Source organism: Mesorhizobium sp. AR07 (assembly GCF_024746815.1).
Lineage (GTDB): Bacteria > Pseudomonadota > Alphaproteobacteria > Rhizobiales > Rhizobiaceae > Mesorhizobium.
Genome location: NZ_CP080528.1, coordinates 334,763 through 361,749 on the forward strand (window position 1 = coordinate 334,763; position 26,987 = coordinate 361,749).

Genomic DNA, 26,987 nt, shown 5'->3' on the forward strand with positions numbered 1-26,987 from the left:
GCGCGGCAAAGGCATTATCGACGTCATAGCTGATCAATCCGTTCCAGATGGCCTGAACCCGCCTAGCACAGCCCTCTTGCGGCTTTCTTGAGCTAGCAGGCATTGCTCGGCGGCAGTTTGCAGCTCACGGCTCGACCACGCGAAGCTCAGCACATCGATCGGCCTGAGCCTGTCGGCAATGTTACCGAGCGCGTCCTGTGGGAGACAAAGGAGACTGCTGGTGTGCTGCCTGCGATGAGAGGAGGAAGCGCCGCTCGCCGCTTGCGGCTCAGGGTGCGTCTGCTGCACCACAGAACGCATGATTGGCCCGGTCCTTAAACACAAACAACCCGCTCGGCCGGAGAATCGTTTGTGATGTCAGTTTCCAAGGCGCTCGGCATCGGCGCCCTACCTCGCACATCAAAATCCCTCATGATTTCCCTCGCATCTTTGGTTTGTGACACGCGCAAGCCCGATGTGCCGATATCTTCATCCGAGATCACCCAGCAAATGACGGGCCATTTGAACGATCCTAGGACCGTCTTTGGCGCTTTTCCCGAGTGGGCAACATCGCTGCCAGGGCGCGAGCCCGATACTCCGGGTCGACGAGACTGTTCTTAAAAGCAGTCAGGCGCGGTGTTAGCTCGGCCGCCAGCGGCGACACGCCTCCCGTGAGGGCTAGATAGGCCCGGAGGCGATCTGCACGGTGATGGATTCCCTCGGCAACTGAGAGGAGACGCTCCTGGAGCCCGGAGGCAAGCCCTCCCACATCCGCCCCGAGGGCCTGCAGAGCCGCAGCGCGTTCGGTCTGGTCGAGCCGCTCGACGAGCGCGGCGAGATCCTCCTGGACCTCAAGCGCAAGCCTAGCCATGCCGGCTCCGAGGCCCTGCAAAGCCGAGGCGCGGCCTGCTGCCGATGCCAGCCGTTCGGCAATGGCCACAAGACGCTTCTGGAGGTTCGGCTCAAGCCCTGCCACGCCCGCTCCGAAATCCCTGAGGACCGAAGCGCGATGTTGCTCTCCGAGGCGCTCCGCGAGGCGGACAACTTCCTGCTGAAGGGCGGGCGCAAGCGACGCCACGCCCGCTCCGAAACGCCTCAGGACCGAAGCGCGATTTTCCTCTCCGAGGCCCTCCGCGAGGCGGACAACTTCCTGCTGAAGGGCGGGCTCAAGCCCTGCCACGCCCGCTCCGAAACCCCTGAGGACCGAAGCGCGATGTTGCTCTCCGAGGCGCTCCGCGAGGCGGAAAAGTTCCTGCTGAAGGGCGGGCGCAAGCGACGCCACTTCCTGTGCGAATACCGCAAGTCCCCAAACGCGCTGCTCGGCGTCGTCGATGCTGTTGGTGAGGGCGAACAGGCGCTGCTGCAGGTCGGGGCGAAGTCCTGCGAATGTGGTGCCCCGCAGGGCGTAGACGCGATCCTCAGCCTCATGAAGTCCCTCGGCGAGGGCAACGAGACGCTCCTGAAACTTGGGCGAGAGCCGTCCCACGCCGAACCCGAGGCCCCATAGGGCCGAAGCGCGATTGGACCCTTCGAGTCCCTCGGCGACGGTGACGAGACGCTCCTGGAGCTCAGCTGCAACTCCTGGTGCGCCGGCTCCGATGGCCTCCAAGGCCGAGCCGCGATGCCGGGGGTGCTGTAACCCCTCGACCAGCGCGACTAGACGCTCCTGGAGCTCGGGCATTAGTCCTGCCAAGTTCGCTCCGATGCCGTTCAGGATCGGGTTGCGTCCCGGGCCAAGCCCCTCGATGAACGCGACGAGACGCCCCTGCTGCTCCCTGGTGAGGCAATCGAAATTCGGCGCGAGTGACTCGGTCACGTCGGGATACATCAGCGCGCCAAAGGGATTATCGACGCCATAGCTGGTCAATTTGTTCCAGATGGCCTGAACCTGGCTAGCCGTCCCGCGCCTTATTTCAGCGAGCGGAGTTCGCTGGACGGCAATTTGCAGCTCACGGCTCGACAACGCCAAGCTCAGCACATCCACCGGCCTGAGCCTGTCGGCAATGTTACTGAGCGCGTCCTGTGGGAGAGAAAGGAGACTGCTGGTGTGCTGCCTGAGACGAGAGGAGGAAGCTCCGCTCGCCGCTTGCGGCTCAAAGTGCGTCTGCTCCACCACAGAAGTGGATGATTGGCCCGGTCCTTCACCTTCAAGAACCGGCTCGGCCGGAGAATCGTTTGTGATGTCAGCTTCCAAGGCGATAGGCATCGGCGCCTTACCTCGCACGTCAAAATCCCTCATGATTTCTCTCACCTTTGGTTTGTGACCGGCGCAAGCCGGATGGTCTTCATCCGAGATCACCCAGCAAATGACGGGCCACTTGGATCTACCTTGATCTGGGCGCTTCCGCGCCGAGGGTGCACGAACCTTAGCTACTGGGTGTGGATGTCGGCTGCTGGCTACGCCCAAGGGTCTTGCTGCGATCTGGATCGTGTCGGCTGGTTCGAGCTCATAGAAGAGCTGATCTGAAGTCCGTGTATGCCATTCATGAAAACGAACGGCCGCTCCACATACGATCCAGGTTGACCGACAGACAATAATCTTGGTTCCTGCTGTTGTTCCGCGCTGGGCGAATTCATCCAATTCCAAATCGGCGAGACCGGTAATTTCTCTGGGGTCGAATACAGGTTGTTAGGCCCGCGTAGTCCATGAGCGCCGCTTTGTTCGGAGGGAAAGCGATGGCGGTGGAATGGACGATCACGATCGAGGGCAGGAACGAGTTCGGTGACGTTTGCCGGAAGGCGGTCCGCATCGACAAGAGCTGGGAACGTCTGTTTGACGGCGACCTCGGCCTGTCGATTGAGGACAGCAAGACCATCATGGCGGCGCTGCAGAGCGCGGTCGTGAACCATGAGGCGGAGACGTATTCCCTCTTTCGTCGGGTCTGCCCGGATTGCCACAGGTTTCGGCCGGTCAAGGACTACACGACGCGACGGATCCGGACTGTCTTTGGCATCGTGGAGGTGCGCAATCCTCGTTGGATGCTGTGTCGGGATTGTTACCCAGGCATGGTCGATGCCTTTGCGCCGCTGCGAGAGATCTGCCTGGATCGAGCGACATCCGAGCTGATGGAACTGACGGCGCGGCTGGGGAGCATGATGCCGTACCGGCAGGCTGCGAGAGTGCTTGCCGAATTCCTGCCCGTTGAGCCGACCGAGACGCATGCCACCGTGCGCAAGCGAACCATCAGGATTGGCGAACGGCTCGACGATCAGGTTGCTGAGGAAGAATTGCACGCAAGGGCGCAAACGGACGAACGACGCCAGCTTGAAATGCAGCTTCCCGGCGATCGACGAGGAAACAGCGAATACTGCACGCAACATCGCTGACGTGCGACCGGGAATATCGTTGAGCGTAAGAGACGAGAAAAGCGTCGACATCAGTCAAGCCCAACTTGAACAGTTGGAGGTGAACGGATGGCGAACGCTGTCCGTTAAGCTATTGAATTCACTTGCCTTGGATTTCCGGCACGAAAATGTGTGGTAACAACATTTGATCTGCTAGCCGTATGTTGTATGGATTTTATGGCATTTATTCGCTAACAACGCTGGCATGTTTGTCGTTGAGAGAGTCGCGCGCGGCCACCGCTATCTTTACCTCGTGGAAAGTGTCCGCGACGGCAAAACCGTTCGCCAGCGCACGATAAAGGCGCTGGGCCGCAAGGATGCGCTGGTTGCCAGCGGCGAACTTGACAGATTGGCGGCCTCGATTGCGCGCCATGGCGAACGCAGCCTCATCCTGTCCGACATTGACGCGGGGCGAATTGCCTCTCGCCGCATCGGCGGTCCGCTGTTGTTCGGGCGGCTGTGGGAGCGGCTCGGGATCGGCGAGGTGCTGGAAGAGGTGCTGGAAGGGCGCCAGTTCGGCTTTGCGGTGGAACGGGCGGTGTTCGTTGGCACGCTGCATCGGCTGTTCGTCTCGGGCTCGGACCGCGACTGCGCGAACTGGATGGCCGATTATGGTATCGAGGGCGCCGAGGGTCTGGCGCTCCATCACTTTTACCGGGCCATGGCGTGGCTGGGCGAGGAACTCGGCGAAAAGGCGCAAGGCGCGCTGGTGGCGCGCTGCGTGAAAGACGTGATCGAGGAAAAGCTCTTCGCGCGCCGGCAGGACCTGTTCACCGACCTCAGCCTTGTGTTCATGGACACCACCTCGTTGTCCTTCCATGGCGCGGGCGGCGAGACGCTGGGCAAGCGCGGGCATTCCAAGGACTTCCGCCCCGATCTGGCGCAAATGATCCTGGCGCTGGTCGTTGATGCCGAGGGCCGGCCGATCTGCACCGAGATGGTGCCTGGCAACACCGCTGACGTGACCGTCCTGTTGCCGGTGGTCGATCGGCTGCGAACGCGCTTCGGCGTCACACGCGCCTGCGTTGTCGCCGATCGCGGCATGATCAGCGCCGATACCATCGCCGCGCTCGAAAAGCTGGGCATGGAATACATTCTGGGGGCCCGCGAACGCTCGAGCAGCGTGATCCACAACGTCGTGCTCAATGACGCGGCACCGATGGTTCCGCTCGTTCTCGAGCGCCAGCGCGGTGAAACTCAGTTGTGGGTCAAAGAGGTCAAGGTCGGTAAAGACCGCTATATTGTCAGCCGCAATGACGCCGAGGCCGAGAAGGACAAGGCCGACCGCCAGGCGATCATCGCCGGCCTCGAGGCACAGCTCAAGAAGGGCGACAAGGCACTGGTCGGCAACTCGGCCTACCGGCGTTACCTCAAGGCCAGCGGCAAGAACTTCAAGATCGATGTCGGCAAGCTTGCCGAGGAAGCCCGCTACGACGGCATCACCGTGGTGCGGACCAACGCGAAGGTGACCCCGCTCCAGGCCGTGCTGCGGTATCGCGATTTGCTCGAGGTCGAGAGCCTGTTCCGCGCCGCCAAGGCAACCTTCAATACCCGGCCGATCTTCCACCAATCCGATGCCGCCATCCGCGGGCATGTGTTCTGCTCGTTCCTGGCGCTCGTGCTCAGCAAGGAACTGCGCCGCCTCTGCCGGGCCAAAGGCCTGACGCCCGAATGGCAGCCGCTCCTACGCGATCTCGATCGCCTCCAGGAAGCCACCATCGAAAAGGATGGTCGCATCGTCACCACCAGAACCCACGTTACGGGCCAAGTGGGCAACGTCTTCAAGGCATCTGGCATCGCTCTGCCACACAACCTCGACGAACAACTCGCCTGAGATCATCCCCAAAATGTAGTGGTAACACGCGCCGGCGCGCGCCTAACGTGCTGACTTATGACATATTCTTACAGGCGGTGTTTAAGTCGGGTCAAGCCTATCGACGGCCAGCCTTCACCGGCCTGTATCAGGTGACCCTGAAATTTGCTGATTTGCTGCAACTTCTTGTGCACGGTTACCTGCGGGTTGCCCCGATGCCGGAGCAGGTAGTCGGCGTACTCGGCAAGCAAAGGCGTTGCCGGCGGCTTTGCTTGCCGCGGCGACCGCCAATCGGGAGGCGCCAACCCCATGCTATGATAGATCCGGTTGAGCGACTGCAGAGCACTCCGGAAAAGGCCCAGCGACCGCGGATCGAGATTCTACCGCCGCGCATACCAGCCTATGAAGCGATTTGCGCGTTCGAGGGTGAGTTCTTCGCGCTCGATCAGCCCTTTCGGCGCAATAGGAGCGAAACGACCTGATCCTGCGCATGTAGACCAGCGCCGCGCCAGGGCTGAGGCGGCGGTCGGCGCGCCAGACGCGGTAGGTATCCTCGGGGTGGGCGTGGGTTCGGTCTGCATGGGGATCCTATCACCTTGGCCGAACCAGCGTACCTGGCCGCGATAATGCGATCAGGCCCCACTTCGTGTTGGCGACAGCCACCTCGTGATGCCGCCCGAGAATCCGCGTCTGAACCTGCGAATGCTGTCCGCCCTGCCAGTGTATAGTGAGTTCGACCTGTCTCGCATCATCGTCCACGGTCACGACGATATCCTTGATCAGCGCGCGCAGGAGCCGCTGCCGAAAACGCATGTCGACATCGGAACCGTCCCATGCAGCCCTGAGATTCTGAGCCAGGCCGGCAAAATCCGGGATGGCGGCGTCATCGCGAACTTGCCGATTGTTGAGCCGGGCTTCGCAGGCTTCGATACGGCGAAGCGTCGCCTCCCAGCTCTTCTCAAGCTGAGCGGCTATGAGCCTATTGTCGGGGTCGCAGGCCGCATAGCGGCGTTCCGCAAGCGAGGCTTCGTAGCGGGCCTGCTGCAAATCCAGTTCAAGCATCTGCCTTCTCTGCGCTTCGCCTTCGAGATGCATGCGCTCCGCCTCCAATGCTGCTTCGATCGCCATGGGCGCCACGGCGCACAAAAGCTCCTGCGAGATCGCAGCGTCAGCTCGACCGCCATTGGCGGTCATGCATCGGGGTCGCGCCAGCATGAGGTTCGAACGGTCGCAACGGTAGATATGATAACCGATGCGACGGCCGACATAAACGACGCACAGGCGGCGACCGCAATGACCACAGGTGAGCATGCCGGCCAGAAGAGCCCTTCCGCCCCGACCGGACTTTACACCGCCGCCCTTGCCGTACGTGTTGGCGGCGAGCAGCTTCTGATTCCGCTCATACTCGTCCCAGCCGACATAGCCTTCATGATGCTCCCTAAGCATAACCGCCCAATCCTCATGGGATTTACGGTGGCCGTAGCTCTTGCGAACGCGGCCATCGACGATCTCGGTCCGCTTCTGGGTTTTGCCGTACACATAGACCCCCGCATAGAAAGGGTTCTTCAATACGCTGATGACGTTGCGATAGCGGATCGGAACCCAGTCGAAGGAGACCATCATCTTGCCGTCAGATGGGCGCGGAAAATGCATGCCTTCGGCATTGAGCGAGATCAGCACCTGGCGGGCGCTGCCGATCTCGCGGAACCGCGCGAATATAAGCCTGATGGCTTCCTGGACCCGAATATCAGGGTCGAAACCCAGGCCGTAATCGCGGGGCCATATGTAGCCGATCGGCACGCTTATCCGCAGTTCGCCCCGCTGGGCCTTCTGTCGCGCGGCCTCGTACATCCGCGCCCGAATGACAGAAAGCTCGAACTCGCTGATGTTGCCCTTCATGCCGAGCAACAGCCGGTCGTTCGCGGGATCATAAATGCCATCGATATCGATCACGCGCGCATCGACCTGACCGCAAAGCTCAAGCAGCCTGTGCCAGTCCGGACCATTGCGCGACAACCGAGAGGCCTCAAGACACAATACTGCGCCGACATGACCGGTGCACAGATCGTCGACGAGCCGCTCGAAACCCGGGCGCTCGACGGCGCCGCTCGCGCTGCGGCCCAGATCCTCGTCGATCACCTCGACATTGTGGAACCCCCAACGCCGCGCAACGTCGACCAGCTCATATTGCCGGCGTTGACTCTCAAGGTTTGCATGAACCTGTTGGGCCGTCGACTGTCTGACGTAGACGACGGCCTTGCGCTTCAGGAGTGCCATGGGAAGAAGATTACCGCCCGTCATCGGTCATCTCCTTCTCCGCGACACCTGCAGCCGCCATCAGCAGCTTGGCGAGGCTCGCGACCGCGACCGCGCGTTGCGCTCTCGTCAGCCCGTCCAGGGCTCGGGAGTCGAGTGGCATGATCAACTGCCGTAGTGCTGGCAGCCGGCTTGGCGGGGGCAATGTCTTCATCGATAACCTCCTGAGCGTTCGAACCGCTCGCAAGGCCATTACGAAATCCCCGATGGATCAAGAGTTGTGAAGGTCAGTCAGCGCATCCACGGTCACCCGAGGGCTGCCCAAGGTGAACGCTTCACAAACGTCGCGATCCAACATCCATGTGGGAACGACAATGACTTCGCCATGGCGCACGACAATGCGCGCGACTCTGCCGTTCGCCCGCTCCTCGGTATACTCGCATCGAACGGTCCGCTCGAAATATGGATGCCATCGATACCAAACGACAACCTCGCGCCCGACATGGGCAGAAATGTCTGCGAGATGACGATCACGCGAAAGAATAGTCTATTCGCCGGCAGCCACGGCGGTGGACGAATTTGGGCGACGGTAGCCACCTTGCTGCAAACCTGCAAAATGAACAGCGTCGATCCGCTCGACTGGCTCTCGCAGACCTTGACCCGCATCGCTCAAGGCTGGCCGGCATCCGAAATCGAAATGCTCATGCCTTGGAACTTTAGGCCTGACGTTATCGGCTGACCGCTTACGAAATACGACTCACGAGTGCAGGCGTAATCGCCTCAAGCTTCTGCGAGCCGCGGTATGCTTGTTCCGCGCATAGATTGGATATGGTGTGCCGCGCGACAGCTGACTTCCTCTGGGGCGCGCGCCCGCCGCGGGTGGTCACCACCCCTGTTGACATTCTCGTTGCCTGCCAGCAGCGTGCAATGCTTCCTACGTCCAACCTGGTCGCTGCGGTCATCGAGGGATTCGAATAATCGCCTCAAAACCATCCTCGCGACCACGGGCAGGCGACGCAAGTGCAAGACTGCCACCTATCCCCTTGATCGCCTTACTAGCGATGTTTAGACCAAGGCCTGAGCCCGCCGCTGAGGTCGCACCACGCCTAAATCGTTTTGTTATCGCTTCAAGATCTTGGGGGGGCACCACCGGTCCCGAGTTTGCAATGGCAATGGTTCCATCAGTTCCGACGGAAACTGTTATCGTAGTATCGGGCACTCCATGCGTGAGCGCATTCTCAATCAGGTTACGAAGGAGGATGGCAAACGCATCGACGTCTACTTTGCGCATCAAAGTGGGGCAGCCGTCGACGTCAAGGATTAGCCGTCCGGCAAATCGCGGTTTTTTCTCAAAGTCATCAATTTCTAGCCGAACCACTCGGACAAGATCGATCGCGTGGTCTGCGATGCAGATCCCCGTTTCGGCCCGCGCGAGTTGAAGCAGTTTTTCGGTAAGGTGGCCAAGCCTCGACAGCGATTTCTCGATGCCGCGCGCACGCGTTCTCGCCGAGCCCAGGGGAATTTCGGCCACTAACCTCTGCAGTTGAGCCAGCGAGCCTGCGATCGGCGTGCGCAGTTCATGTGCACAGTTTGCGGCGAACTCGCGTTCGGCATCCAGGGCCGCCCGTAGACGTTCGACAAGCCGATCGACGGAGGCCGCGATGGGGGCCAATTCTGCCGGGAGGCCGCTCGACCCCATCAGTGTGAGATTGCCGCCGTCGCGCAACCCGATCTCCTGTTTCAGTACTTCGATTGGCGCCAGCGACCGCCGGATTACCATCCAGCACACGGCTACGCTAAAGGGCAGGAAGACGATCATCGGAACGAAGACCTTAACTGCGGCCTTATTGACTTCGTGACGGCGGACCGAGAGCGGCTGGGCCGCCTGCGCAAACAGGTCGAGTGCTATTTTCTTCGTATAGATGCGGTCAGTAGCGGTTGTCGAAAAGCCTTCACGCAAGGGAGCAGATGGGAATGGCTTCGGCGGATTTTCGATCAAATCGAGGAGCACCCTCCCGTCACGCGTGCGAACTTGGAACTGAATAATCCAATCGTCGAAGCTGGGCGGCTCAGATACTTCCAACTTCTTCTTCGCCACATCGAAGTACGCCGCCGCCGTGAACTCGGCAGTTTGCTCCAGATAGTCGTCGCAGATTTCGTAGATAACGTCCTTTACCATTAGCGCAGCAATGGTGGGGACGAAAATCCAGACCAGGAGCGTTGCGCCCCCCAGCCTCAGTATCAGCCTGCGCGTCATGCTGTGCGGCTTCTTCATGTGACCATGAACCTGTACCCGAAGCAACGCACTGTCGCTATTCGGTCCCCGCCGATCTTTTTGCGGAGCCGGCTAACATAAACTTCCACGGTGTTGCTCTCAATCTCCGAACCCAAGGAAAAGAGTACGTCCTCGATCTTCGCCTTCGAAACTACCGTTCCGGTCCGGCGCAGAAGGCAGTCGAAAACTGTCCATTCGCGTGCAGTCAGGTAGACCGCCCGCCCGTCGCGCTCGCAGCGCCGCTCGGCCGAGTTTATTGACAGCGTCCCGACACAATATGGCTCCGGGAACTTCCCATGACGACGCCCCACGGCATGAATGCGCGCGGAAAGTTCGCCGAGATCGAACGTCTTGACCAAATAGTCGTCGGCACCTGCGTTGAGCCCCTCGATGCGGTCCGAGACCTGATCGCGAGCTGTCACGATGATGACCGGTGTCGAATCAAGCCGCTTCCTCATCTCCCGCACGTAATCGATGCCGTTGCCGTCTGGCAGGTGAAGGTCGAGCAGGACAAGCTCGTAGGAGACCAAACTTGCTTTATCCCGCGCTTCGGACAGGTCCTTGGCCCAGTCGACCGCGTGGCCATCAGCCATCGTATGTTCGCGTACAGCACTGCCAAGGTCCTCGTCGTCTTCAATGAGCAGTATTCGTATCATGTGTGCCGGCTCCAGTTCGAGGGCAAGATCCTTGCCTTATTGACAGAACCTGACGCTACGCTGAACCCCCGTGGCGCAAATGTCCGGAGGCTTTCAGGCTGCTGTCAGCTATGGGTGTCAGAAGGGGCGTCATTGCAACAATCGATTAAAAGGCCAGTTATGAACGCCATTCTTTTCTCGGCACTTTTTATTCATGTGACCACCGTCGGCTCTGCACTGGCCGGCGGGAAATCCGACCTGGGAATCGCCGAATGGCAACCGCGCCAAGCCGTACTGATTAAGCTTGAAGCGGACCGAAGGCAGCTCCGTTCGATTAAAACGGACGACGGCTGGTCGGATGCCGTCGAGTCGAAGGGGCTCGAGGTCGAAACGCACTTCGACCTCAAAACTTGGCCCGTGTGGGTGGTGCCGGCGAAGGAGCTAAGGATAAACCGATGCGCCACCACCAGAGTCTGGAACCCCTGTCCACTGTAGCCTCGAGGCAAGCCTTGTGGCGTTATCCTTCGTCGACGAAGTATGATCGGCATGAGCCGGATGGCCATGCCGCCGCGGCCCTCATCATGGAAATGTCGCCTTATTCATTCGCCCGCGATGCGAAGGATGCACTGTCATATCCTGAGTGCATGATCTTCAAGCGTGAAGCGCGCTATCTGGGCCAAAACCCGTAGGGGAGCATCGAAGGTGATCCCTTGCTGACCTAGACGGCACTCACCGGCTGTCTACACGAGTGAGGCCTTTCGAGCATCCAAAAGGGTCAAGGAGGGACGTGACGGCTTGCTGATCTCATGCCGCCTCAGCTCGCGCTTTATATCGGCGGTGCCCTCGGAAGCGTCAGTCACAGCGAGAACCTCGTTCGCGCCAATGACCACTCAGATGTATGCGCGCCCAAGCGCGCGTCGCTTGATAGGAAACTGTCTCCGGAATGCGACCAAAGCAAACGTCCAAAATCCGCTACTGCATCGGAAGGTGCGTTGTTCCGGTCAGCCTACTCTTCGGTCCCATCGCGTTAGCGCTGGGCTTGCTGCTGCTAACTGCCTCGGAAAGGGACAATGAATGCTCGCCCGGTGCTTCACTATCATCTTCATCGCCGCGTGTCCGCGTTCGCAATCATGCTTTCCGCGTCGGTTGCGACTTCTCAGCAGAAAAAGCTCTTGCCGGAGCCATTCTCGGTCCAGGTCGATGAGAGTCAATGCCGTTTCCGCCGCACGACACGGCAAAACAATGTCTTCAGAGAGCGGAGGTGAGCGTTGATGAAGGGTAAAAGAAGGGTGCTTGTCTGGTGCCTAGGGATCGCCGCGGTGGTGTTTGCCATTGCATCCGCGACCGAAGGTTTCGAACACGAGACGCGCGATCCTGTCGTCACGCAGCGCGTGATACTCGGTTCGGTCGAGGAGACCGTTATTGCGAACGGCGTTTTGGAGCCTGCCCGTTCGGTTAGAGTTGGTGCCCAGGTATCGGGCCAACTGAAGACATTGCATGTAAAGCTCGGTCAAACGGTTAAGTCTGGTGACTTGATCGCCGAAATTGACCCTACGAAAGAGCAGCACAAACTACTCACTGCCCAAGCCAACCTCGCCAGTGCCAACGCGGATCGCAAGGAAGCAGGAATACGACTGAAAGAGGCCGAGATGGATTTCCGGAGAAAGAAGACACTGAGCCGGAACAAGGCAGCATCGGCCGCCGACCTGGAGAAAGCGCAAGCGACGTTTTTTGCGCAGGAGGCGAAAGTCGAGCAATTTGAAGCGCGGATCGAGGAGAAGACGCTCGCGGTTGAGGAGGCCCGCGCAATCCTCGACCATACGAAGCTCAGCGCGCCCATGGACGGCGTCGTTGTTGCTGTGCTGGTTAAAGAAGGTCAAACGTTGAACTCAAGCCAGGCCGTGCCGGGGATCGTGGTTCTTGCACAACTCGACGTCATGCGGGTGAAGGTGCAGATTTCGGAAATCGACATTGCCCGTGTAAAGCCAGGTCAGAACCTCCGCTTCACGCTCCTGGGGGACACTCGAGTCCCTATTTCAGGCGTACTGGAAGAGATAGAGCCCGCGCCTCCGTCGATTGCTGATGATCTCAGTGCGGAAACCCAGGCGTCAACAGTCTACTACAACGGCCTCTTTTCCACATCGAACCCGGAAGGGCGGCTTCGGCCAAAGATGAACGTCTTGGTTAAGGTTGTTTCCGGCCAGGCCGAGAACGTACCGCTCGTAGCATGGTCAGCTCTGACGGAGCCAGATGCACAAGGTCGCTACCGCGTGCAGATTCGCACGCCAAGCGGCGAACTCACGGAGCGCCTGGTGACAATAGGCTTGACCGACACGCTCAAGGCGCAGGTACTCGATGGCCTCTCTGTCGGTGATGAAGTTGTCATCCCTGCCGCTGGAAAGGGAACCAATGTTGGGCCGCGGTGATGAAATGAATGCACTCCTTGAAATCGAGAACGTTTCGCGGGTTTTCCACGCCGGAGACGAGACGATTATGGCGCTGGCCGGCGTCAGCCTTTCCATCGCGGGTGGCGAACTGGTGGCGATCGTTGGCGCAAGCGGTTCGGGCAAAACGACGCTAATGAACATCCTGGGTTGCTTGGACCAGCCGAGTTCTGGTGACTATCGCGTCGGCGGCCGCAGCGTTGCCGGCCTGACCGCGGACAATCTTGCGGCGTTGAGACGGGAACATTTCGGCTTCATCTTCCAACATTATCAGCTTCTCGGAACGCTGAGCGCGGCCGACAACGTGGCGATGCCCGCCGTCTATGCCGGCCTCGACGCCGGCTCACGCCGGGAAAGGTCGACATCTCTACTGCGCAGGCTAGGTCTCGGTGATCGTCTCGACCACCGTCCAAACCAGCTGTCCGGCGGCCAGCAACAGAGGGTTTCGATTGCCCGCGCGTTGATGAATGGCGGTCGCATCATCCTCGCGGACGAGCCGACAGGGGCGCTAGATAGGAAGAGCGGCGAAACCGTTCTCGATACCTTGAAGGCACTTCATGCCGACGGTCATACCATCATCATCGTGACTCACGACATGGAGATCGCAAGTCACGCTGACCGCATCATCGAAATCCGAGAAGGGGTCATCCTTTCCGACCGCCGGACGCGGGACCGGAAGACTGATGGGCCGCCGGCGTTACACGACAGCAGGCCCGTCGGTTCGCTCTCGGCGTTCAGGCGCCGCCTGGTAGAAGCCTTTCCGATGGCGATACGATCGATGGCAACCGATCGCGTGCGTACCTTCCTCACAATGCTCAGCATCATTATCGGCATTGCGGCAGTTGTGACGGCCGTCGGTTTCGGCGAGGGCGCCCGTCAGGAACTTCTGCGCCAGTTGGGAGGATTTGGAGCCAGCACTCTCGAGATCTCTCCCGGGCGCCATTTTGGTGACAAGGGTGCTTCGAGCATCAAGGCCCTGGTCGTCTCGGATGCCGATGCGCTCGCCGACCAGTCTTACGTCGACAGCGTGACCCCGGAAGTCCGGACATCCGCACAAATTCGTTTTGGGCACACTTCCGTCGCGGCGACAGTCACCGGCGTCGGCCAGGATTATCTTAAGGTCAACGCTCTCAAGTTGCTGAAGGGCTCATTCTTTTCCGCCGAGGCCATCACTGAGCGCAGCCAGGAAGCAGTGATCAATGACAGGATGGCCGCAACTCTCTTCCCCAACGACGAATCGCCGCTCGGAAACATCCTCCTGATCGGGCGTGTTCCCGTCGTCATTATTGGCGTCTTTGCGCCCCCACCGGCGCTACGGTTTGACAGCTCGCCGAAGGTCTTACTTCCTTATACGGCCGTGAAGGGCAGACTTGAGGGTGCCGGTCCAAGTCTTCATGCCCTGACGGTGCGGGTCGCCGATTCTGTCGACACGACTGTCGCGGAGCGCGCCGTCGTCGGCCTGATGACTCGTCGGCACGGCACGAAGGACTTCACTGTTTTCAACCAAGATCAGTGGCGTAAGTCGGTTGAGCACACATCTCAGACGATGTGGCAACTGACCTCCTCCCTGGCTGCGATCTCGCTGGTTGTCGGAGGCATTGGTGTCATGAACATGATGCTGATCACCGTCACTGAACGGACCCGCGAGATCGGCTTGCGCATGGCTGTTGGAGCGCGCCGGATCGACATCATGCTTCAGTTCCTGATTGAGGCCGTCACAATGTGCATCGCCGGTTCAATTCTCGGCGTGGCACTCGCGCTCGGCATCGCAACCGTATTGGGCGAGCCGGGCAGCGAGTTTCCGATAATCATCTCGGTCAAAGCTATTGTCGCTGCCTGCGCAGTAGCGCTCTGGATCGGCCTGACCTTTGGCTTCCTTCCCGCCCGTAACGCATCCCGCCTGAATCCCGTAGATGCGCTGTCAAGAGACTGAAAAATGACGCTCATCAGACGGATCTTACCTTGTTCCTTTGTCTTGCTCGCGGGTTGCACCAGCCTGTCGAGCACATATCCTGGCCCCGCGGGGGCCCTGCTGGCCAACCGGCGCGGCAGCAAGTGCTATCCACGCCACGGCAGACACTGCTGGCTGACGTTCGAGCTGATCGGCGAGGTCATCAACGAAAACGACGATGTCCTCCTCGTGGCTGCTTGCGCTAATCACGCCTCTTATTAGCGCTCTGCATCCACTTGGTCTTCGGCTTTCCCGACCGTAACGCCTTGTGCCAGCCCTCAAGAGATTGAAAATGAAGCTCATCAGACTGATCGTACCCGGTTGCCTTGTCCTGCTCGCCGGTTGCAGCCTGTCGAGTACATATCTTCGCCCCGAACTTCCAGCCGGGCCCCACTGGTCGACCGCTGCGGTAGGGAGCGCTGTGCAGGCCAGCACAGACCGCTGGTGGCTGGCGTTCGGGAACGCCAATCTCGACAAGCTTGTCGGCGAGGTCATCGGCCGAAATAATGACGTCCTCATTGCGGCTGCTAACGCCTATCCCGCCCGACTTCAGGCAAATACAGCTGCGCAAGCCTTGCTCCCCCAGGTGAACGGCCAGGTCGGCGGGAGCGACACATCCATCAGTCTGTCTTATGAGATTGATCTGTGGGGCAAGCTAGCGGCAAAGAGGGACAAGGCGGATTTTGAGGCTTATGCGACAGCGGAAGATTACGAAAACGCGCGCCTCCTCGCTAGGCTGAATCGACATTCATCGCATCCACAACATTGCGCAGGCGAGTTGGATGAAGCTGAGGAAATGGATGGCGCGTCTGTCGTAGCGTGTGGCTATGTGTCTGAAGTGCTTGAGTTTGTTGAAGCATCGTTCGATGAGGTTGCGCGCTTTGTATGCTTCGAAGTCGTAGGGGATCAGCGTTCTGCGGGTTGGATTGCAGGGGATGACAGCCTCGGCTCCCATTTCGGCGACGATGGAGCGCAAGGCGTTGCTGTCGTAAGCCTTGTCGGCGAGGACACGTTTGGCCACGAGCCCTTCGAGCAAGGCGGGCGCCTGGGTAACATCGCCGCGCTGGCCAGGCGTCAGGATCAGCCGCAGCGGACGCCCTCGACCATCCACCGCCATATGGATCTTGGTCGTCAATCCTCCTCGGGAGCGCCCCAAAGCCTGGTTCTGGTCCCCCCTTTTCCGGTCGCTGCCTGCTGATGAGCACGAACCAGAGTACTGTCGAGCATCACGTAATCGTTGTCCGGATCATCGATCAGATCGGCGAACACGCGATCCCAAACTCCGGCTTTCGACCAGCGGCTGAAGCGCTGATGCAGCGTCTTCCACTTGCCATAGCGTTCAGGAAGGTCGTGCCAATGCGCTCCTGAGCGCAGAACCCACAAGACGCCGTTCACAAACAGCCGATTGTCCTGACCGCTGCGGCCGGGATCACCAGCCTTGCCAGGCAACAGACTTTCGATACGCTGCCATTGCTCGCCGCTCAGCTCATATCGCCGTGCCATCCATCGTTCTCCAGATCGAATCTGGAAACCTATGAATCACGCATCAACCCAAATTTGAATCTGGAGGGTTCTGTGAGGTCCGTGGCACAGGCGGGGCACGCGGGCTCGACGTCGGGCCTCATTGCAAGCCGGATTGAGCGAAGCCGCGGGCTGGTCTGGCGCTATGGGGATTGTAGCCTGGAGGGGCGGTCGGGATTGTCTTCGTCGGGTGAATGAAGGGCAACCGCGATGCGACCCCAAGGGATGGTGGCATGGTGGAAGGTCGAATGTTGATGGCGGTCACCGCGGATTGGGTCGGCACGCCTTCTGTCGCGGGCACGAGTGCTCGCGGTCTTGTGCGGAAAGTCAAAGGTCGGCATGCCGGCGCGGATGGCGACGGATACCAAAGCTGGTGATGTGGACCTGCCGCGTACGATCATGAGGTGTCGTCCCACAAGGGACCTGGCGGCGCTTGTCCGCAGCGCCAGATGGCCAGCGTGATCATCGATCCTCCACAGCATGGGCAGCGATGCGCAGATGCGAGGGGCGCGGCCGTGCTTTCGACGTGCGGTTCGATATTGTCCTGCTGCGGGTTGGCCAGCAGCCTGCGACACAGGTCGAGCTTTGCGGCGCGATGGCCGTTGGCGAGGAATCCGTAATGGCGGATGCGGTGGAAGCCGTCCGGCAAGGTGTGCAGCAGGAAGCGCCTGATGAACTCGTGCACATCCAGCGTCATGAGCTTTGCCTTGCCGCCATGCCGATAATCCCTCCAGCGGAACGCGACCTTGCCGTTGGCCGTGCTGACCAGACGGGAATTGGCGATGGCGACGCGATGGGTATAGCGGCCGAGATAAGCCAGCACCTGCTCTGGCCCGCCGAACGGCGGCTTGGCGTAGACAACCCAGTCGAGGCGGCGGACTTCGCCAACCTGGCGTTTGAACACGGCGGGCTCCGCCAGGTCGGCGAGATTGCCGAAGAAGCTCAACTTGCCCGCTTCGTACGCTGTCCGCAGTTCCTCCAGAAAGAGCCGGCGGAACAGGCGCGACAGCACCCGCACCGGCAGGAAGAAGCCGGGCCTGCAAGAGATCCAGCGCGTTCCATCGGGCGACAGCCCACCACCCGGCACGATGCAATGGATGTGGGGATGATAATGGAGGTTCTGACCCCAACTGTGCAGGACGCCGACAAGGCCGATCTCGGCTCCCAGATGTTTGGAATCGGCGGCGATGGTGCGTAGCGTCTCGGCGACCGCCTTGAACAGGATCGTGTAGACCGCCGCCTTGTTCTGGAGGGCGATCGCCGCGATTTGCGCGGGCAGCGTGAAGACGACGTGGAAATAGGGAACCGGCAGGAGTTCGCCCTGCCGCGCGGCAAGCCATTCCCGGCAGGCCTGTCCCTGGCACTTCGGGCAATGCCGATTGCGGCAGGAATTGTAGGCGACGCGGATCGCCCCGCAGGACCGGCAGCCCTCGACATGGCCGCCCAGTTCGGCGGTCCGGCATAGCTCGATCGCGCTCATCACGCGCCGCTCGACGCGCCCGAGATGGCCGTCATGGGCCTGCCGATACGCCTCGCCGTGGCGGCGGAAGATGTCCGCCACCTCCAGTCTCGCCGACATTGGCGGAACCGGTCAGCCCGGCGGCACAACCTCAATGGTCAGCCGATCGAGCGGGCTTTCCGTCCGCCGAATGAGACCGTTCGAGACCTTCGTGTAGCGCGCCGTGCTCGACAGGTTGTTGTGGCCGAGCAGCACCTGAATGATGCGGATGTCCGTACCGTTCTCCAGCAAATGCGTGGCGAAGCTGTGCCTGAGCGTATGCACCGTCACGCGCTTGTCGATGCCGGCAGCCGCACGCGCCGAGCGGCACGCCGAATAGAGAACCTGCACATCGATGGGGCGATCGACGCCGCGCCCGGGAAACAGCCAGCCCTGCGGCTTCGCCAGCCGCCAGTAGACCCGCAGGATGCGCACAAGCTGCACCGACAGCATCACGGTGCGGTCCTTGCCGCCCTTGCCGTGATGGACGAGGATCACGCCGCGTTCGCTGTCGATGTCGCCGACCTTCAGCCCGACGGTCTCCGAGGCGCGAAGTCCCGCGGCGTAGGCCGTAGTTAATGCCGTTCGGGTCTTCAGGCTCGGCACCGCCTCCAGGAACCGGACGACCTCGTCGGCGCTCAGCACCACCGGCAGCGTGCGCGGCGAGCGGGCGTAGACGATCCGCTCCGGGATCTCGGCATGGCCCAGCGTCACGCCGTAGAAAAACCGCAGCGCACACACCGTCTGGTTCAGCGCCGGCCACGAGACTCCCGCCGAAACCAGATGGACCTGGAAGGCGCGGACGTCCTCCAGGCCGAGCCGGTCCGGCGAGCGGTCGAAATAGCGCGAAAACTTCGCCACCGCGTGCACGTAGGATCGTTGCGTGGCCGGCGACAGATTGCGGATCGTCATGTCCTCGATCATGCGTCGGCGAAGAGGGCTCAACTCGGCCATCTCAAACTCCTGTTCTCAAGATTGCGTTTCAACAGCCGCAATCCTTCAAAACAGAAGCGTCATCCGCAAACCCACGCACCAAATGCCGCGTCAGCGGCTTCGTTCAATCCTGAATGTCGATTGGTCCTAGCGCAGGAACCGTCGAGGCGTATTTCAACATCGCGTACGCCAATCAGTCGCTCGCGTCGGCGGAAACCAGCCTTGCCCATGCCAAGCAGACTTTGGCGCTTGTGCGCGCCCAGCTTGCGGCCGGTGCGGTTTCCGATCTGGATCTCAGCAGGGCCGAGCAGCAGGTCGAGGAGCGGGCATTGACGGTTTCGAAGGGCAAGCAGTATCGCCTTGTACAGCGGAACGCCCTGGTTGTGCTCTTGAATGGCGCACCTAACCCTGTTCCAGAGCCGCAGCGCCTGCCGAGCAAGAAGCTACCCCTGATCCAGACTGGGTTGCCGGCCGACCTGCTCGCGCGTCGCCCAGACTTGCGAGCCGCAGAGGCCAGGCTCCGTGCCATGCTGAAGAACGTCGACGCAACTCAGGCCAGTTTCTACCCGGCGATTTCCCTCACCGGATCCCTCGGCACCGCCAGCGGGCAATTGCTCGCGTTCATCTCCAATCCCGTTGCGACGTTAGGTGCAAACGCTGCCTTGTCCCTCCTCAATTTCAAGGACATAACGCTGCAGGTTGCGGTTTCCAGGGCACAGTATGAAAAAGAGGTCCTCGGATTCCGCACTACTTTGCTCACTGCCTTCTCCGAAGTTGCCAATACACTCGGTGCACAGGCCGACTATGCCGAACAGGTCCGACGCCGCCGCCATGTCCTAGGGACCGCCCAGGAAACCGAGAAGCTGCTCGAAGCCCGTTACCGGTCGGGTGCCATCAACCGCATTGACTGGCTCAATGCCCAGGAGAGCCGCTGCGCAGCCGAGATGGCGCTTGCCCACGCCCGCCACGACCAGTTGCTCAACGAATCGAAGCTGTACCGCAGTCTGGGCGGCAGTGCGGGCAGGGCGGGACCGGATCGCCGGAGGAGCAATAGGGAGCAAAGGCCCTAAGGTGGGCTAGCTGAATGGCGTAGCGCCGAGACGGCAGCTATCTCGCGAACTGCCCTGTGAGTCTTGAGGGACTGTCCAACGAATGAACAGCCTTTAAAGAAAAACCCTGGCAACAATGTTGTTGTCTATGGAATCGCAGACGCTGTTGGCTACGCGCAGGCGCGAATCCGATCGTGACACTGCAACCGTCCAGCTAAGGATGCCCCACCAAAGGCTGGGGTCAAACGTCCAACTGATGCGCGAAGAAGAGTTCGCCTGTCGCCGCGGCGCCCTGCGGAACACTCTCGGCGATTCCTTGCACCGGTCACCTAGACTAGTTTCCGTCCAGAAACGCTAACACATTGATATTATTACGTGAATCGGCACTTTGTGCAGGCAAGGCCCGGCGGGTTCAGATATACTTTGGTTTCATGCCACTGATTCCAAAGCACAATCTGAAACCGCCGGAGCCGACAATGCGCCAAGAACGCACCGTCCAAGCCAGATCCTATGAGGAGGGTGGATAGCGACCTGCGCTGTGGCAAAGTGAGGTCGCGTAATCAACACCTTATCCTGGAGGCAAGCATGCCCGTAGCAGCTCACCAACCCAAAGCGCCGACCGCTATCCGCACCGATCTTGGCGCGATTTTCGTCTCGTTGGAATTGAGTCGCTCGAAATGGTTGATCACCTCGCTGTCGCCGGGTGGCGGCGAGAAGATGTCGAAACATGCGGTGGCGGCCGGCGATGTCGCCGGCATGCTGGCGCGATTTGCCGAGCTCAACAGGAAGGCGCAAGCGCGGACCGGGCGGCACTTTCCGATCATCGCGATCCAGGAGGCCGGGCTCGACGGCTTCTGGATCCATCGCGTGCTGCAGGCCGAAGGAATCGAAAGCCACGTCGTCGATGCGGCATCGATTGCAACCTCGCGCCGACGGCGCCGGGCCAAGGCCCGACTTGAGCAGTTGGAGGTGAACGGATGGCGAACGCTGTCCGTTAAGCTATTGAATTCACTCGCCTTGAGTTTTCGGCGCGAAAATGTGTGGTAACAACATTTGATCTGCTAGCCGCATGTTGTATGGATTTTATGGCATTTATTCGCTAACAACGCTGGCATGTTTGTCGTTGAGAGAGTCGCGCGCGGCCACCGCTATCTTTACCTGTGGAAAGTGTCCGCGACGGCAAAACCGTTCGCCAGCGCACGATAAAGGCGCTGGGCCGCAAGGATGCGCTGGTTGCCAGCGGCGAACTTGACAGATTGGCGGCCTCGATTGCGCGCCATGGCGAACGCAGCCTCATCCTGTCCGACATTGACGCGGGGCGAATTGCCTCTCGCCGCATCGGCGGTCCGCTGTTGTTCGGGCGGCTGTGGGAGCGGCTCGGGATCGGCGAGGTGCTGGAAGAGGTGCTGGAAGGGCGCCAGTTCGGCTTTGCGGTGGAACGGGCGGTGTTCGTTGGCACGCTGCATCGGCTGTTCGTCTCGGGCTCGGACCGCGACTGCGCGAACTGGATGGCCGATTATGGTATCGAGGGCGCCGAGGGTCTGGCGCTCCATCACTTTTACCGGGCAATGGCGTGGCTGGGCGAGGAACTCGGCGAAAAGGCGCAAGGCGCGCTGGTGGCGCGCTGCGTGAAAGACGCGATCGAGGAAAAGCTCTTCGCGCGCCGGCAGGACCTGTTCACCGACCTCAGTCTTGTGTTCATGGACACCACCTCGTTGTCCTTCTACGGCGCGGGCGGCGAGACGCTGGGCAAGCGCGGGCATTCCAAGGACTTCCGCCCCGATCTGGCGCAAATGATCCTGGCGCTGGTCGTTGATGCCGAGGGCCGGCCGATCTGCACCGAGATGGTGCCTGGCAACACCGCTGACGTGACCGTCCTGTTGCCGGTGGTCGATCGGCTGCGAACGCGCTTCGGCGTCACACGCGCCTGCGTTGTCGCCGATCGCGGCATGATCAGCGCCGATACCATCGCCGCGCTCGAAAAGCTGGGCATGGAATACATTCTGGGGGCCCGCGAACGCTCGAGCAGCGTGATCCACAACGTCGTGCTCAATGACGCGGCACCGATGGTTCCGCTCGTTCTCGAGCGCCAGCGCGGTGAAACTCAGTTGTGGGTCAAAGAGGTCAAGGTCGGTAAAGACCGCTATATTGTCAGCCGCAATGACGCCGAGGCCGAGAAGGACAAGGCCGACCGCCAGGCGATCATCGCCGGCCTCGAGGCACAGCTCAAGAAGGGCGACAAGGCACTGGTCGGCAACTCGGCCTACCGGCGTTACCTCAAGGCCAGCGGCAAGAACTTCAAGATCGATGTCGGCAAGCTTGCCGAGGAAGCCCGCTACGACGGCATCACCGTGGTGCGGACCAACGCGAAGGTGACCCCGCTCCAGGCCGTGCTGCGGTATCGCGATTTGCTCGAGGTCGAGAGCCTGTTCCGCGCCGCCAAGGCAACCTTCAATACCCGGCCGATCTTCCACCAATCCGATGCCGCCATCCGCGGGCATGTGTTCTGCTCGTTCCTGGCGCTCGTGCTCAGCAAGGAACTGCGCCGCCTCTGCCGGGCCAAAGGCCTGACGCCCGAATGGCAGCCGCTCCTACGCGATCTCGATCGCCTCCAGGAAGCCACCATCGAAAAGGATGGTCGCATCGTCACCACCAGAACCCACGTTACGGGCCAAGTGGGCAACGTCTTCAAGGCATCTGGCATCGCTCTGCCACACAACCTCGACGAACAACTCGCCTGAGATCACCCCAAAAATGTAGTGGTAACACGCGCCGGCGCGCGCCTAACGTGCTGATATAATAACATATTCTTACAGGCGGTGTTTAAGTGGGGTGAAAGCCAAGCCCCGGAACGAACACACCCCGGTTCGTGAGGAAGACCGCGAACTCATCGGCATTGTGTCCGAGCGCACTGTAGAAGACCTTTCCAGCCCCATAGCGACGCTTCCAGACGACCGGCATGACGACACCGCCTATCCCGGGGAAATGCGCGTCGGTGAAGGTGGTCGTGGCCAGCACCTCATTGCCCGGATGGACATGCATGTAATGCTCCGATCGATAGGCGAAATCACTGACCCCGCGCGTGATCGGATCATCCGGCCTGGTGATGGCGACCGTGTAGTCGATGATGTCGCCGGGATGCGCGACCCACTGGCCGCCGCTCATGAACTGATAATCGGTTTCGCTGCGGAAACTGTCGCACATCGTGCCATGAAAGCCGCCAAGCCCGCTGCCCTGGCGAACCGCGAGAACCAGGTTCTGAAGTTCGGCCTTCTCGATCGTCGACATCGTGATCACGGGCACGATGAAGATCGAAGGAAGCAAGCTTCGGATTGGCGAACATCCCCGTGCCCTCGCCGAGCGTGACGTCGAATCCGTTGCGTTCAAGCAGCGCGCGTACGATTTTCGCGCTCTGCTCCGGTGTGTGTCCTTGCCAGCCGCCCCAGGCAATCAAGGCCTTCTTCGGCATCTTGTCTCTCCCTGCACTATCCGCCCTGATCAATCCGAGTTCAGCGCCAGCCCAGCGCCGGAGCGACATGGGTCAGGATCGCCTCGATGACATGCGCATTGTAGTCGACGCCGAGCTGGTTGGGCACGGTGAGCAGCAGCGTGTCAGCCTCGGCGATCGCCTCGTCCTGCGCCAATTCCTTGATCGGCACGTCCGGCTCGGCGGCGTAGCTGCGCCCAAAGATCGCCCTGGTGTTCTCCTCGATGAAGCCGATCTGGTCGCTGCTCTGGTTGCCGCGCCCGAAATAGGCGCGGTCGCGATCGTCGACCAGCGCGAAGATGCTGCGGCTGACCGAGACACGCGGCTCGCGCTGGTGCCCGGCCGCTTCCCAGGCGTCACGGTAGATGCGGATCTGCTCGGCCTGCTGGACGTGGAAAGGCTTGCCGCTCTCGTCGAATTTAAGCGTCGAGCTCTGCAGGTTCATGCCCAGTTTGGCCGCCCACTCCGCGGTGGCGTTGGTGGCCGCGCCCCACCAGATCCGCTCGCGCAGGCCCTCCGAATGCGGCTCGAGGCGCAGCAGGCCGGGCGGATTGGGGAACATCGGCCGCGGATTGGGCTGTGCGAACCCCTCGCCCCGCAGCGTATCGAGGAAGACCTCGGCGTGATGCCGCGCCATGTCGGCGTCGCTCTGCCCTTCCGGCGGCGCGTAGCCGAAATAGCACCAGCCGTCGATCACTTGCTCCGGCGAGCCGCGGCTGATGCCAAGTTGCAGGCGGCCGCCGGCGATGATGTCGGCAGCGCCCGCATCCTCGGCCATGTAGAGCGGATTCTCGTAGCGCATGTCGATGACGGCGGTGCCGATCTCGATGCGGCTGGTCTTGGCGCCGACAGCCGCCAGCAGCGGGAACGGCATGGCGCTCCATTAGCGAAACCGACTAGAAGTGGTAGCTACTATTGCCTACAAATAAATCAACTTGATTTGTTTTCTGCGGAAAGTTTTGTTGGTAATGCGCACATGACCCTCAGGAAAGCCATCGCTGGCACCAATCTCGAACAGGCCAAGTCCCACAATCGCCGCGTGGTGATCGAAGCGATCAGGACCAACGGTGCATTGTCTCGGGCGGCGATCGCGCGCCTGACGGCGCTGAGCACGCAGACCATCTCCAACATCGTCGAGGAACTCGAGCGCGAAGAACTGCTTCGCGCGCAAGCCACGCTGAAGGGCGCCCGCGGCCAGCCGGCGGTGCCCTATGCGATCAATCCCGACGGTGGCTATTCGATCGGCTTGCAGCTCGACCATCAGCTGGCGGTCGGCGTCATCACCGATCTCTCCGGCACGGTTCGCGCCCGCATCGAGCGCCCGGTCGACAGGCCGACGCCGGCGCAGGCAATGCCCTTGCTGGCCGCAATAGCCGGCGACCTGATGCGCAAGTTTCGCTTCGACCGCAATCGCTTGCTTGGCATCGGCATGGCGATGCCTGGCCCGTTCGACGTCGAGGGCATGACCTCGGTCGGGCCGACCGCACTGCCCGGCTGGCAGGATTTCCCCGTCGCCGAAGAATTGCAGCGGTTGACCGGCATTCCGGTGACAGTCGAGAACGACGCCACCGCCGCCGCCATCGGCGAGCGGCTCTACGGCGTTGCCCGCAACCTCAGCAGCTTCGTCTATTTGTTCATCGGCACCGGCCTTGGCGCCGGGCTGTTCCTTGAGGGCCATCTCTACAAGGGCAGCCGCCACAATGCCGGCGAGATCGGCCACATGATCGTCAGGCCCGGCGGTCTCGAATGCGGCTGCGGCAAGCGCGGCTGTCTCGAACGCTACGTCTCGTTGCGCGCCGCCTATGAGAGCCTGGATATCGCCGACCCCGATCATGCCTCGCCGGAATTGCTGCAGGCGTTGCTGGCCAATGGCGACAGCCTGGAAGCATTTGTCGCCCAGGCAATCGATCCGCTGCGCCAGGCCATCAACATGCTCGAACTCGCGCTCGATCCCGAAACCGTGGTCCTCGGCGGCTTCATGCCGGTCGGCGTCATCGAGCTTCTGGCGAGCCGGCTCGACCCCCTGTACCTCTCGGTCAGCTCGACCAGCGCCCGCACCGTGCCGCGGGTCCTTGTCGGCGCCGCCGGCAAGGACACTTCGGTCCTTGGTGCCGCCGCGCTGCCGATCTTCTCCGAGACCAATCCGCAATTCGACGTTCTGCAGAAGCCGCATTCCCGCTAAGTCTTTACGCCGGTCCGTAGAGAACCGGCATCAGCCCGGCCAGCGCCTTGAACCGCTCGCAGGATTTTCGCTCCGGCTGCGTCCAGCCGGTTTCCGCGAGCGCCGAGATGCGGGGAAACACCAGCCGGTCGAAGACGGCGCGATCGGTAATCGGCTCCGACCAGATACAGGCCTGGACGCCGAGCAGTTTGGTCTTCTGGGTATCCGTCCAGCCTCGACGGGATCGAAGCCGTGCAGCTTTTCCGGATCGGACCAGCCGGCCCACGCCGCACCCGGTTCCGACCAGTCCGGGCTGTTGGCCATGTCGAGACAATAGACCTGGCCGCGGCAGACCACCATCGCATAGCCTTCGCCCGCAAGGGCCGCCGAGGCTTCGACCGTTCGCCAGCCGCAGAGGTAGCTTCTCTGCTTGTCGATGACGTTGCCGTGCGCGGCCTCCTGCCAGCCGCCGGTGATGCATGCGCGGGACGCAAGGAACGACTGAATGCGGCCGAGAAACTGGGCCTGCAGCACCGCTGGCTCCCGAGCCGTCGATCTCATCGGAGCCAATGCGTGTTGGTGGCCACGTTGAGACGCTCGGCATGCGCGGCCGCAAGCCCCTGCCCACCAACCTCAGTGAGCCGCGCCAGCGCCTGCGGCGAGCCTGACCAAGCGCCCAGCGGCACCATCGTCGGCGCCGATGTGGATGGTCCTCGCCATAGCCTATGTGGCTTTCCTTGCCTGGGCGCGGCGCAAGGGCAGCTTGCCTGGCAGGCGTGTGGGCCTGGCAACCGCGGTGCTGCTGGGTGGCATTGTGCTGGCTTTTCCGCTGACGGGCGCCGGCGCGACCTCGGAAATACCGGCGCTGGCCGGCTTCAACATCCGCGGCGGCTATCTGACACCGGAATTCACGGCACTGCTGACCGGCCTGGTGGTCAAGTTCTCGGCGGCCATTGCAGAGATCATACGGGCCGGCATCCAATCGGTCGACCGCGGTCAATGGGAGGCCTCGAAAGCGCTCGGCCTGCATAACGGCCAGATCATGCGCGTTGTCGTGCTGCCCCAGGCATTGCGCGTCATCACGCCGCTGACGACGTCCAGCTATCTGGACTTGACCAAGGATTCCAGCCTTGCCGTCGCCATCGGCTGCCCTGACCTTGTCAGCATCATCAACACTACGGCCAACACGACCGGACAGTCGCTGGAGGCGCTGACGCTGCTGATGGCCATCTGCCTGGCGATCAACCTGTCCGTCTCCGCAGCCATGAACCTCTGCAACCGGCGTGTCGCTCTCAGGGGAACTGGCCGGACATGAGCATCTCCGAAACTCTTGACGCACGAACATGGCGATCGTCCGCGACGCTGCGGACGTTGAAGATCGGGGTTTTCGGCACGCCGTTCAATTCGATCATCACCGTGGTCACGGTGGCGTTGCTGGGCTGGATCGTACCGCCGCTGCTGCGCTGGAGCATCCTCGACGCGACATGGACGGGAACGTCGGCCGACTGTGCGCTCGCCACCGGCGCATGCAGGGCGTTCGTCGGGGCAAAAGTCCGCTTCACCCTGTTCGCCTTCTACCCGCCGGCGCTGCAGTGGCGCCGCTGATCGGGGTCGGGACAAGAGCAGTGCGAAATCGTACG

The 26,987-nt window shown here is 61.3% G+C and carries 17 protein-coding genes and 7 pseudogenes; 12 read left to right on the top strand and 12 right to left on the bottom strand.

Features of this window, described 5'->3' with window-relative positions; all coding sequences use genetic code 11:
• Positions 1-511 precede the first annotated feature (511 nt).
• Positions 512-2,218, bottom strand: a complete 1,707-nt coding sequence (locus BPNPMPFG_RS37740) for an F-box protein (protein WP_258598897.1) — start codon at positions 2,216-2,218, stop codon at positions 512-514.
• A gap of 437 nt (positions 2,219-2,655) precedes the next feature.
• Between BPNPMPFG_RS37740 and BPNPMPFG_RS37745 the strand changes: the two genes are divergently transcribed.
• On the top strand, positions 2,656-3,306 hold the full coding sequence (locus BPNPMPFG_RS37745) for a hypothetical protein (RefSeq protein WP_258598898.1): 651 nt from the start codon (positions 2,656-2,658) through the stop codon (positions 3,304-3,306).
• 223 nt (positions 3,307-3,529) lie between these two features.
• Positions 3,530-5,158: an IS1634 family transposase gene (locus tag BPNPMPFG_RS37750; protein ID WP_258598900.1), complete on the top strand. Its 1,629-nt coding sequence runs from the start codon at positions 3,530-3,532 to the stop codon at positions 5,156-5,158.
• A 663-nt stretch (positions 5,159-5,821) separates the two neighbouring features.
• Here BPNPMPFG_RS37750 and BPNPMPFG_RS37755 read toward each other — a convergent pair.
• Positions 5,822-7,438, bottom strand: a pseudogene (locus tag BPNPMPFG_RS37755) (recombinase family protein); the annotation flags it as partial.
• On the bottom strand, positions 7,425-7,607 hold the full coding sequence (locus tag BPNPMPFG_RS37760; protein WP_183455447.1) for a PX domain-containing protein: 183 nt from the start codon (positions 7,605-7,607) through the stop codon (positions 7,425-7,427). The pseudogene BPNPMPFG_RS37755 and the gene BPNPMPFG_RS37760, both read right to left, overlap by 14 nt.
• Before the next feature lie 309 nt (positions 7,608-7,916).
• Between BPNPMPFG_RS37760 and BPNPMPFG_RS37765 the strand changes: the two are divergent.
• Positions 7,917-8,132: pseudogene (locus BPNPMPFG_RS37765) on the top strand (transposase domain-containing protein); the annotation flags it as partial.
• Positions 8,133-8,351: 219 nt separating this feature from the next.
• On the opposite strand, the gene BPNPMPFG_RS37770 reads toward BPNPMPFG_RS37765, so the two are convergent.
• Positions 8,352-9,668 carry a sensor histidine kinase gene (locus tag BPNPMPFG_RS37770; RefSeq protein WP_258598901.1) on the bottom strand — a complete coding sequence of 439 codons (1,317 nt, stop codon included), beginning with the start codon at positions 9,666-9,668 and terminating at the stop codon, positions 8,352-8,354.
• The gene (locus BPNPMPFG_RS37775) at positions 9,665-10,321 is read right to left on the bottom strand and encodes a response regulator transcription factor (RefSeq protein WP_258599090.1); all 657 of its coding nucleotides are present in this window, start codon (positions 10,319-10,321) and stop codon (positions 9,665-9,667) included. The genes BPNPMPFG_RS37770 and BPNPMPFG_RS37775 overlap by 4 nt, the downstream gene beginning before the upstream one ends.
• A 162-nt stretch (positions 10,322-10,483) precedes the next feature.
• On the opposite strand from BPNPMPFG_RS37775, the gene BPNPMPFG_RS37780 reads away from it, so the two are divergent.
• The 3 genes from BPNPMPFG_RS37780 to BPNPMPFG_RS37790 all read left to right on the top strand — a co-directional run bounded on the left by BPNPMPFG_RS37780 (position 10,484) and on the right by BPNPMPFG_RS37790 (position 14,680).
• Complete coding sequence (locus BPNPMPFG_RS37780) at positions 10,484-10,798, top strand: PepSY domain-containing protein (RefSeq protein WP_258598903.1); 315 nt, start codon at positions 10,484-10,486, stop codon at positions 10,796-10,798.
• Positions 10,799-11,574: 776 nt separating this feature from the next.
• A complete protein-coding gene (locus BPNPMPFG_RS37785; RefSeq protein WP_258599092.1) occupies positions 11,575-12,729 on the top strand; it encodes an efflux RND transporter periplasmic adaptor subunit in 1,155 nt (384 codons plus the stop codon).
• A 4-nt stretch (positions 12,730-12,733) separates the two neighbouring features.
• Entirely contained in the window at positions 12,734-14,680 is a 1,947-nt protein-coding gene (locus BPNPMPFG_RS37790; protein WP_258599093.1) for a MacB family efflux pump subunit, read from the top strand.
• A gap of 220 nt (positions 14,681-14,900) precedes the next feature.
• Here the strand turns inward: BPNPMPFG_RS37790 and BPNPMPFG_RS37795 are convergent, their stop codons facing one another.
• The 4 genes from BPNPMPFG_RS37795 to BPNPMPFG_RS37810 form a co-directional block, all read right to left on the bottom strand.
• A complete protein-coding gene (locus BPNPMPFG_RS37795; RefSeq protein ID WP_258598905.1) occupies positions 14,901-15,269 on the bottom strand; it encodes a hypothetical protein in 369 nt (122 codons plus the stop codon).
• Positions 15,270-15,446: 177 nt separating this feature from the next.
• Positions 15,447-16,201 (bottom strand): IS5 family transposase gene (locus tag BPNPMPFG_RS37800; protein ID WP_258598906.1). Its coding sequence is split into 2 segments (ribosomal slippage): positions 15,447-15,868 and positions 15,868-16,201, totalling 756 coding nucleotides; the frame shifts between segments, so codons are not numbered across the junction.
• Between the two features lie 415 nt (positions 16,202-16,616).
• On the bottom strand, positions 16,617-17,798 hold the full coding sequence (locus BPNPMPFG_RS37805) for an IS91 family transposase (RefSeq protein ID WP_258598593.1): 1,182 nt from the start codon (positions 17,796-17,798) through the stop codon (positions 16,617-16,619).
• 12 nt (positions 17,799-17,810) lie between these two features.
• Entirely contained in the window at positions 17,811-18,671 is an 861-nt protein-coding gene (locus BPNPMPFG_RS37810) for a site-specific integrase (protein WP_258598907.1), read from the bottom strand.
• A 113-nt stretch (positions 18,672-18,784) separates the two neighbouring features.
• On the opposite strand from BPNPMPFG_RS37810, the gene BPNPMPFG_RS37815 reads away from it, so the two are divergent.
• From BPNPMPFG_RS37815 to BPNPMPFG_RS37825, 3 genes and pseudogenes are all read left to right on the top strand, one after another.
• The gene (locus BPNPMPFG_RS37815) at positions 18,785-19,720 is read left to right on the top strand and encodes a TolC family protein (RefSeq protein WP_258598909.1); all 936 of its coding nucleotides are present in this window, start codon (positions 18,785-18,787) and stop codon (positions 19,718-19,720) included.
• Between the two features lie 564 nt (positions 19,721-20,284).
• Positions 20,285-20,647: pseudogene (locus BPNPMPFG_RS37820) on the top strand (IS110 family transposase); the annotation flags it as partial.
• Between the two features lie 165 nt (positions 20,648-20,812).
• Positions 20,813-22,440, top strand: a pseudogene (locus BPNPMPFG_RS37825) (IS1634 family transposase).
• Positions 22,441-22,522: 82 nt separating this feature from the next.
• On the opposite strand, the pseudogene BPNPMPFG_RS37830 reads toward BPNPMPFG_RS37825, so the two are convergent.
• Both BPNPMPFG_RS37830 and BPNPMPFG_RS37835 read right to left on the bottom strand, forming a co-directional pair.
• Positions 22,523-23,168 (bottom strand): annotated as a pseudogene (locus BPNPMPFG_RS37830) (ThuA domain-containing protein).
• Positions 23,169-23,208: 40 nt separating this feature from the next.
• Positions 23,209-24,063: pseudogene (locus BPNPMPFG_RS37835) on the bottom strand (LLM class flavin-dependent oxidoreductase); the annotation flags it as partial.
• Between the two features lie 99 nt (positions 24,064-24,162).
• On the opposite strand from BPNPMPFG_RS37835, the gene BPNPMPFG_RS37840 reads away from it, so the two are divergent.
• Complete coding sequence (locus tag BPNPMPFG_RS37840; RefSeq protein WP_258598911.1) at positions 24,163-25,368, top strand: ROK family protein; 1,206 nt, start codon at positions 24,163-24,165, stop codon at positions 25,366-25,368.
• Between the two features lie 4 nt (positions 25,369-25,372).
• Here the strand turns inward: BPNPMPFG_RS37840 and BPNPMPFG_RS37845 are convergent.
• A pseudogene (locus BPNPMPFG_RS37845) lies at positions 25,373-26,061 on the bottom strand (family 20 glycosylhydrolase); the annotation flags it as partial.
• Here BPNPMPFG_RS37845 and BPNPMPFG_RS37850 point away from each other — a divergent pair.
• A complete protein-coding gene (locus BPNPMPFG_RS37850) occupies positions 26,054-26,662 on the top strand; it encodes an ABC transporter permease subunit (protein WP_319946053.1) in 609 nt (202 codons plus the stop codon). The pseudogene BPNPMPFG_RS37845 and the gene BPNPMPFG_RS37850 overlap by 8 nt on opposite strands.
• The gene (locus BPNPMPFG_RS37855; RefSeq protein ID WP_258599153.1) at positions 26,659-26,952 is read left to right on the top strand and encodes a hypothetical protein; all 294 of its coding nucleotides are present in this window, start codon (positions 26,659-26,661) and stop codon (positions 26,950-26,952) included. The genes BPNPMPFG_RS37850 and BPNPMPFG_RS37855 overlap by 4 nt, the downstream gene beginning before the upstream one ends.
• Positions 26,953-26,987: the final 35 nt, after the last annotated feature.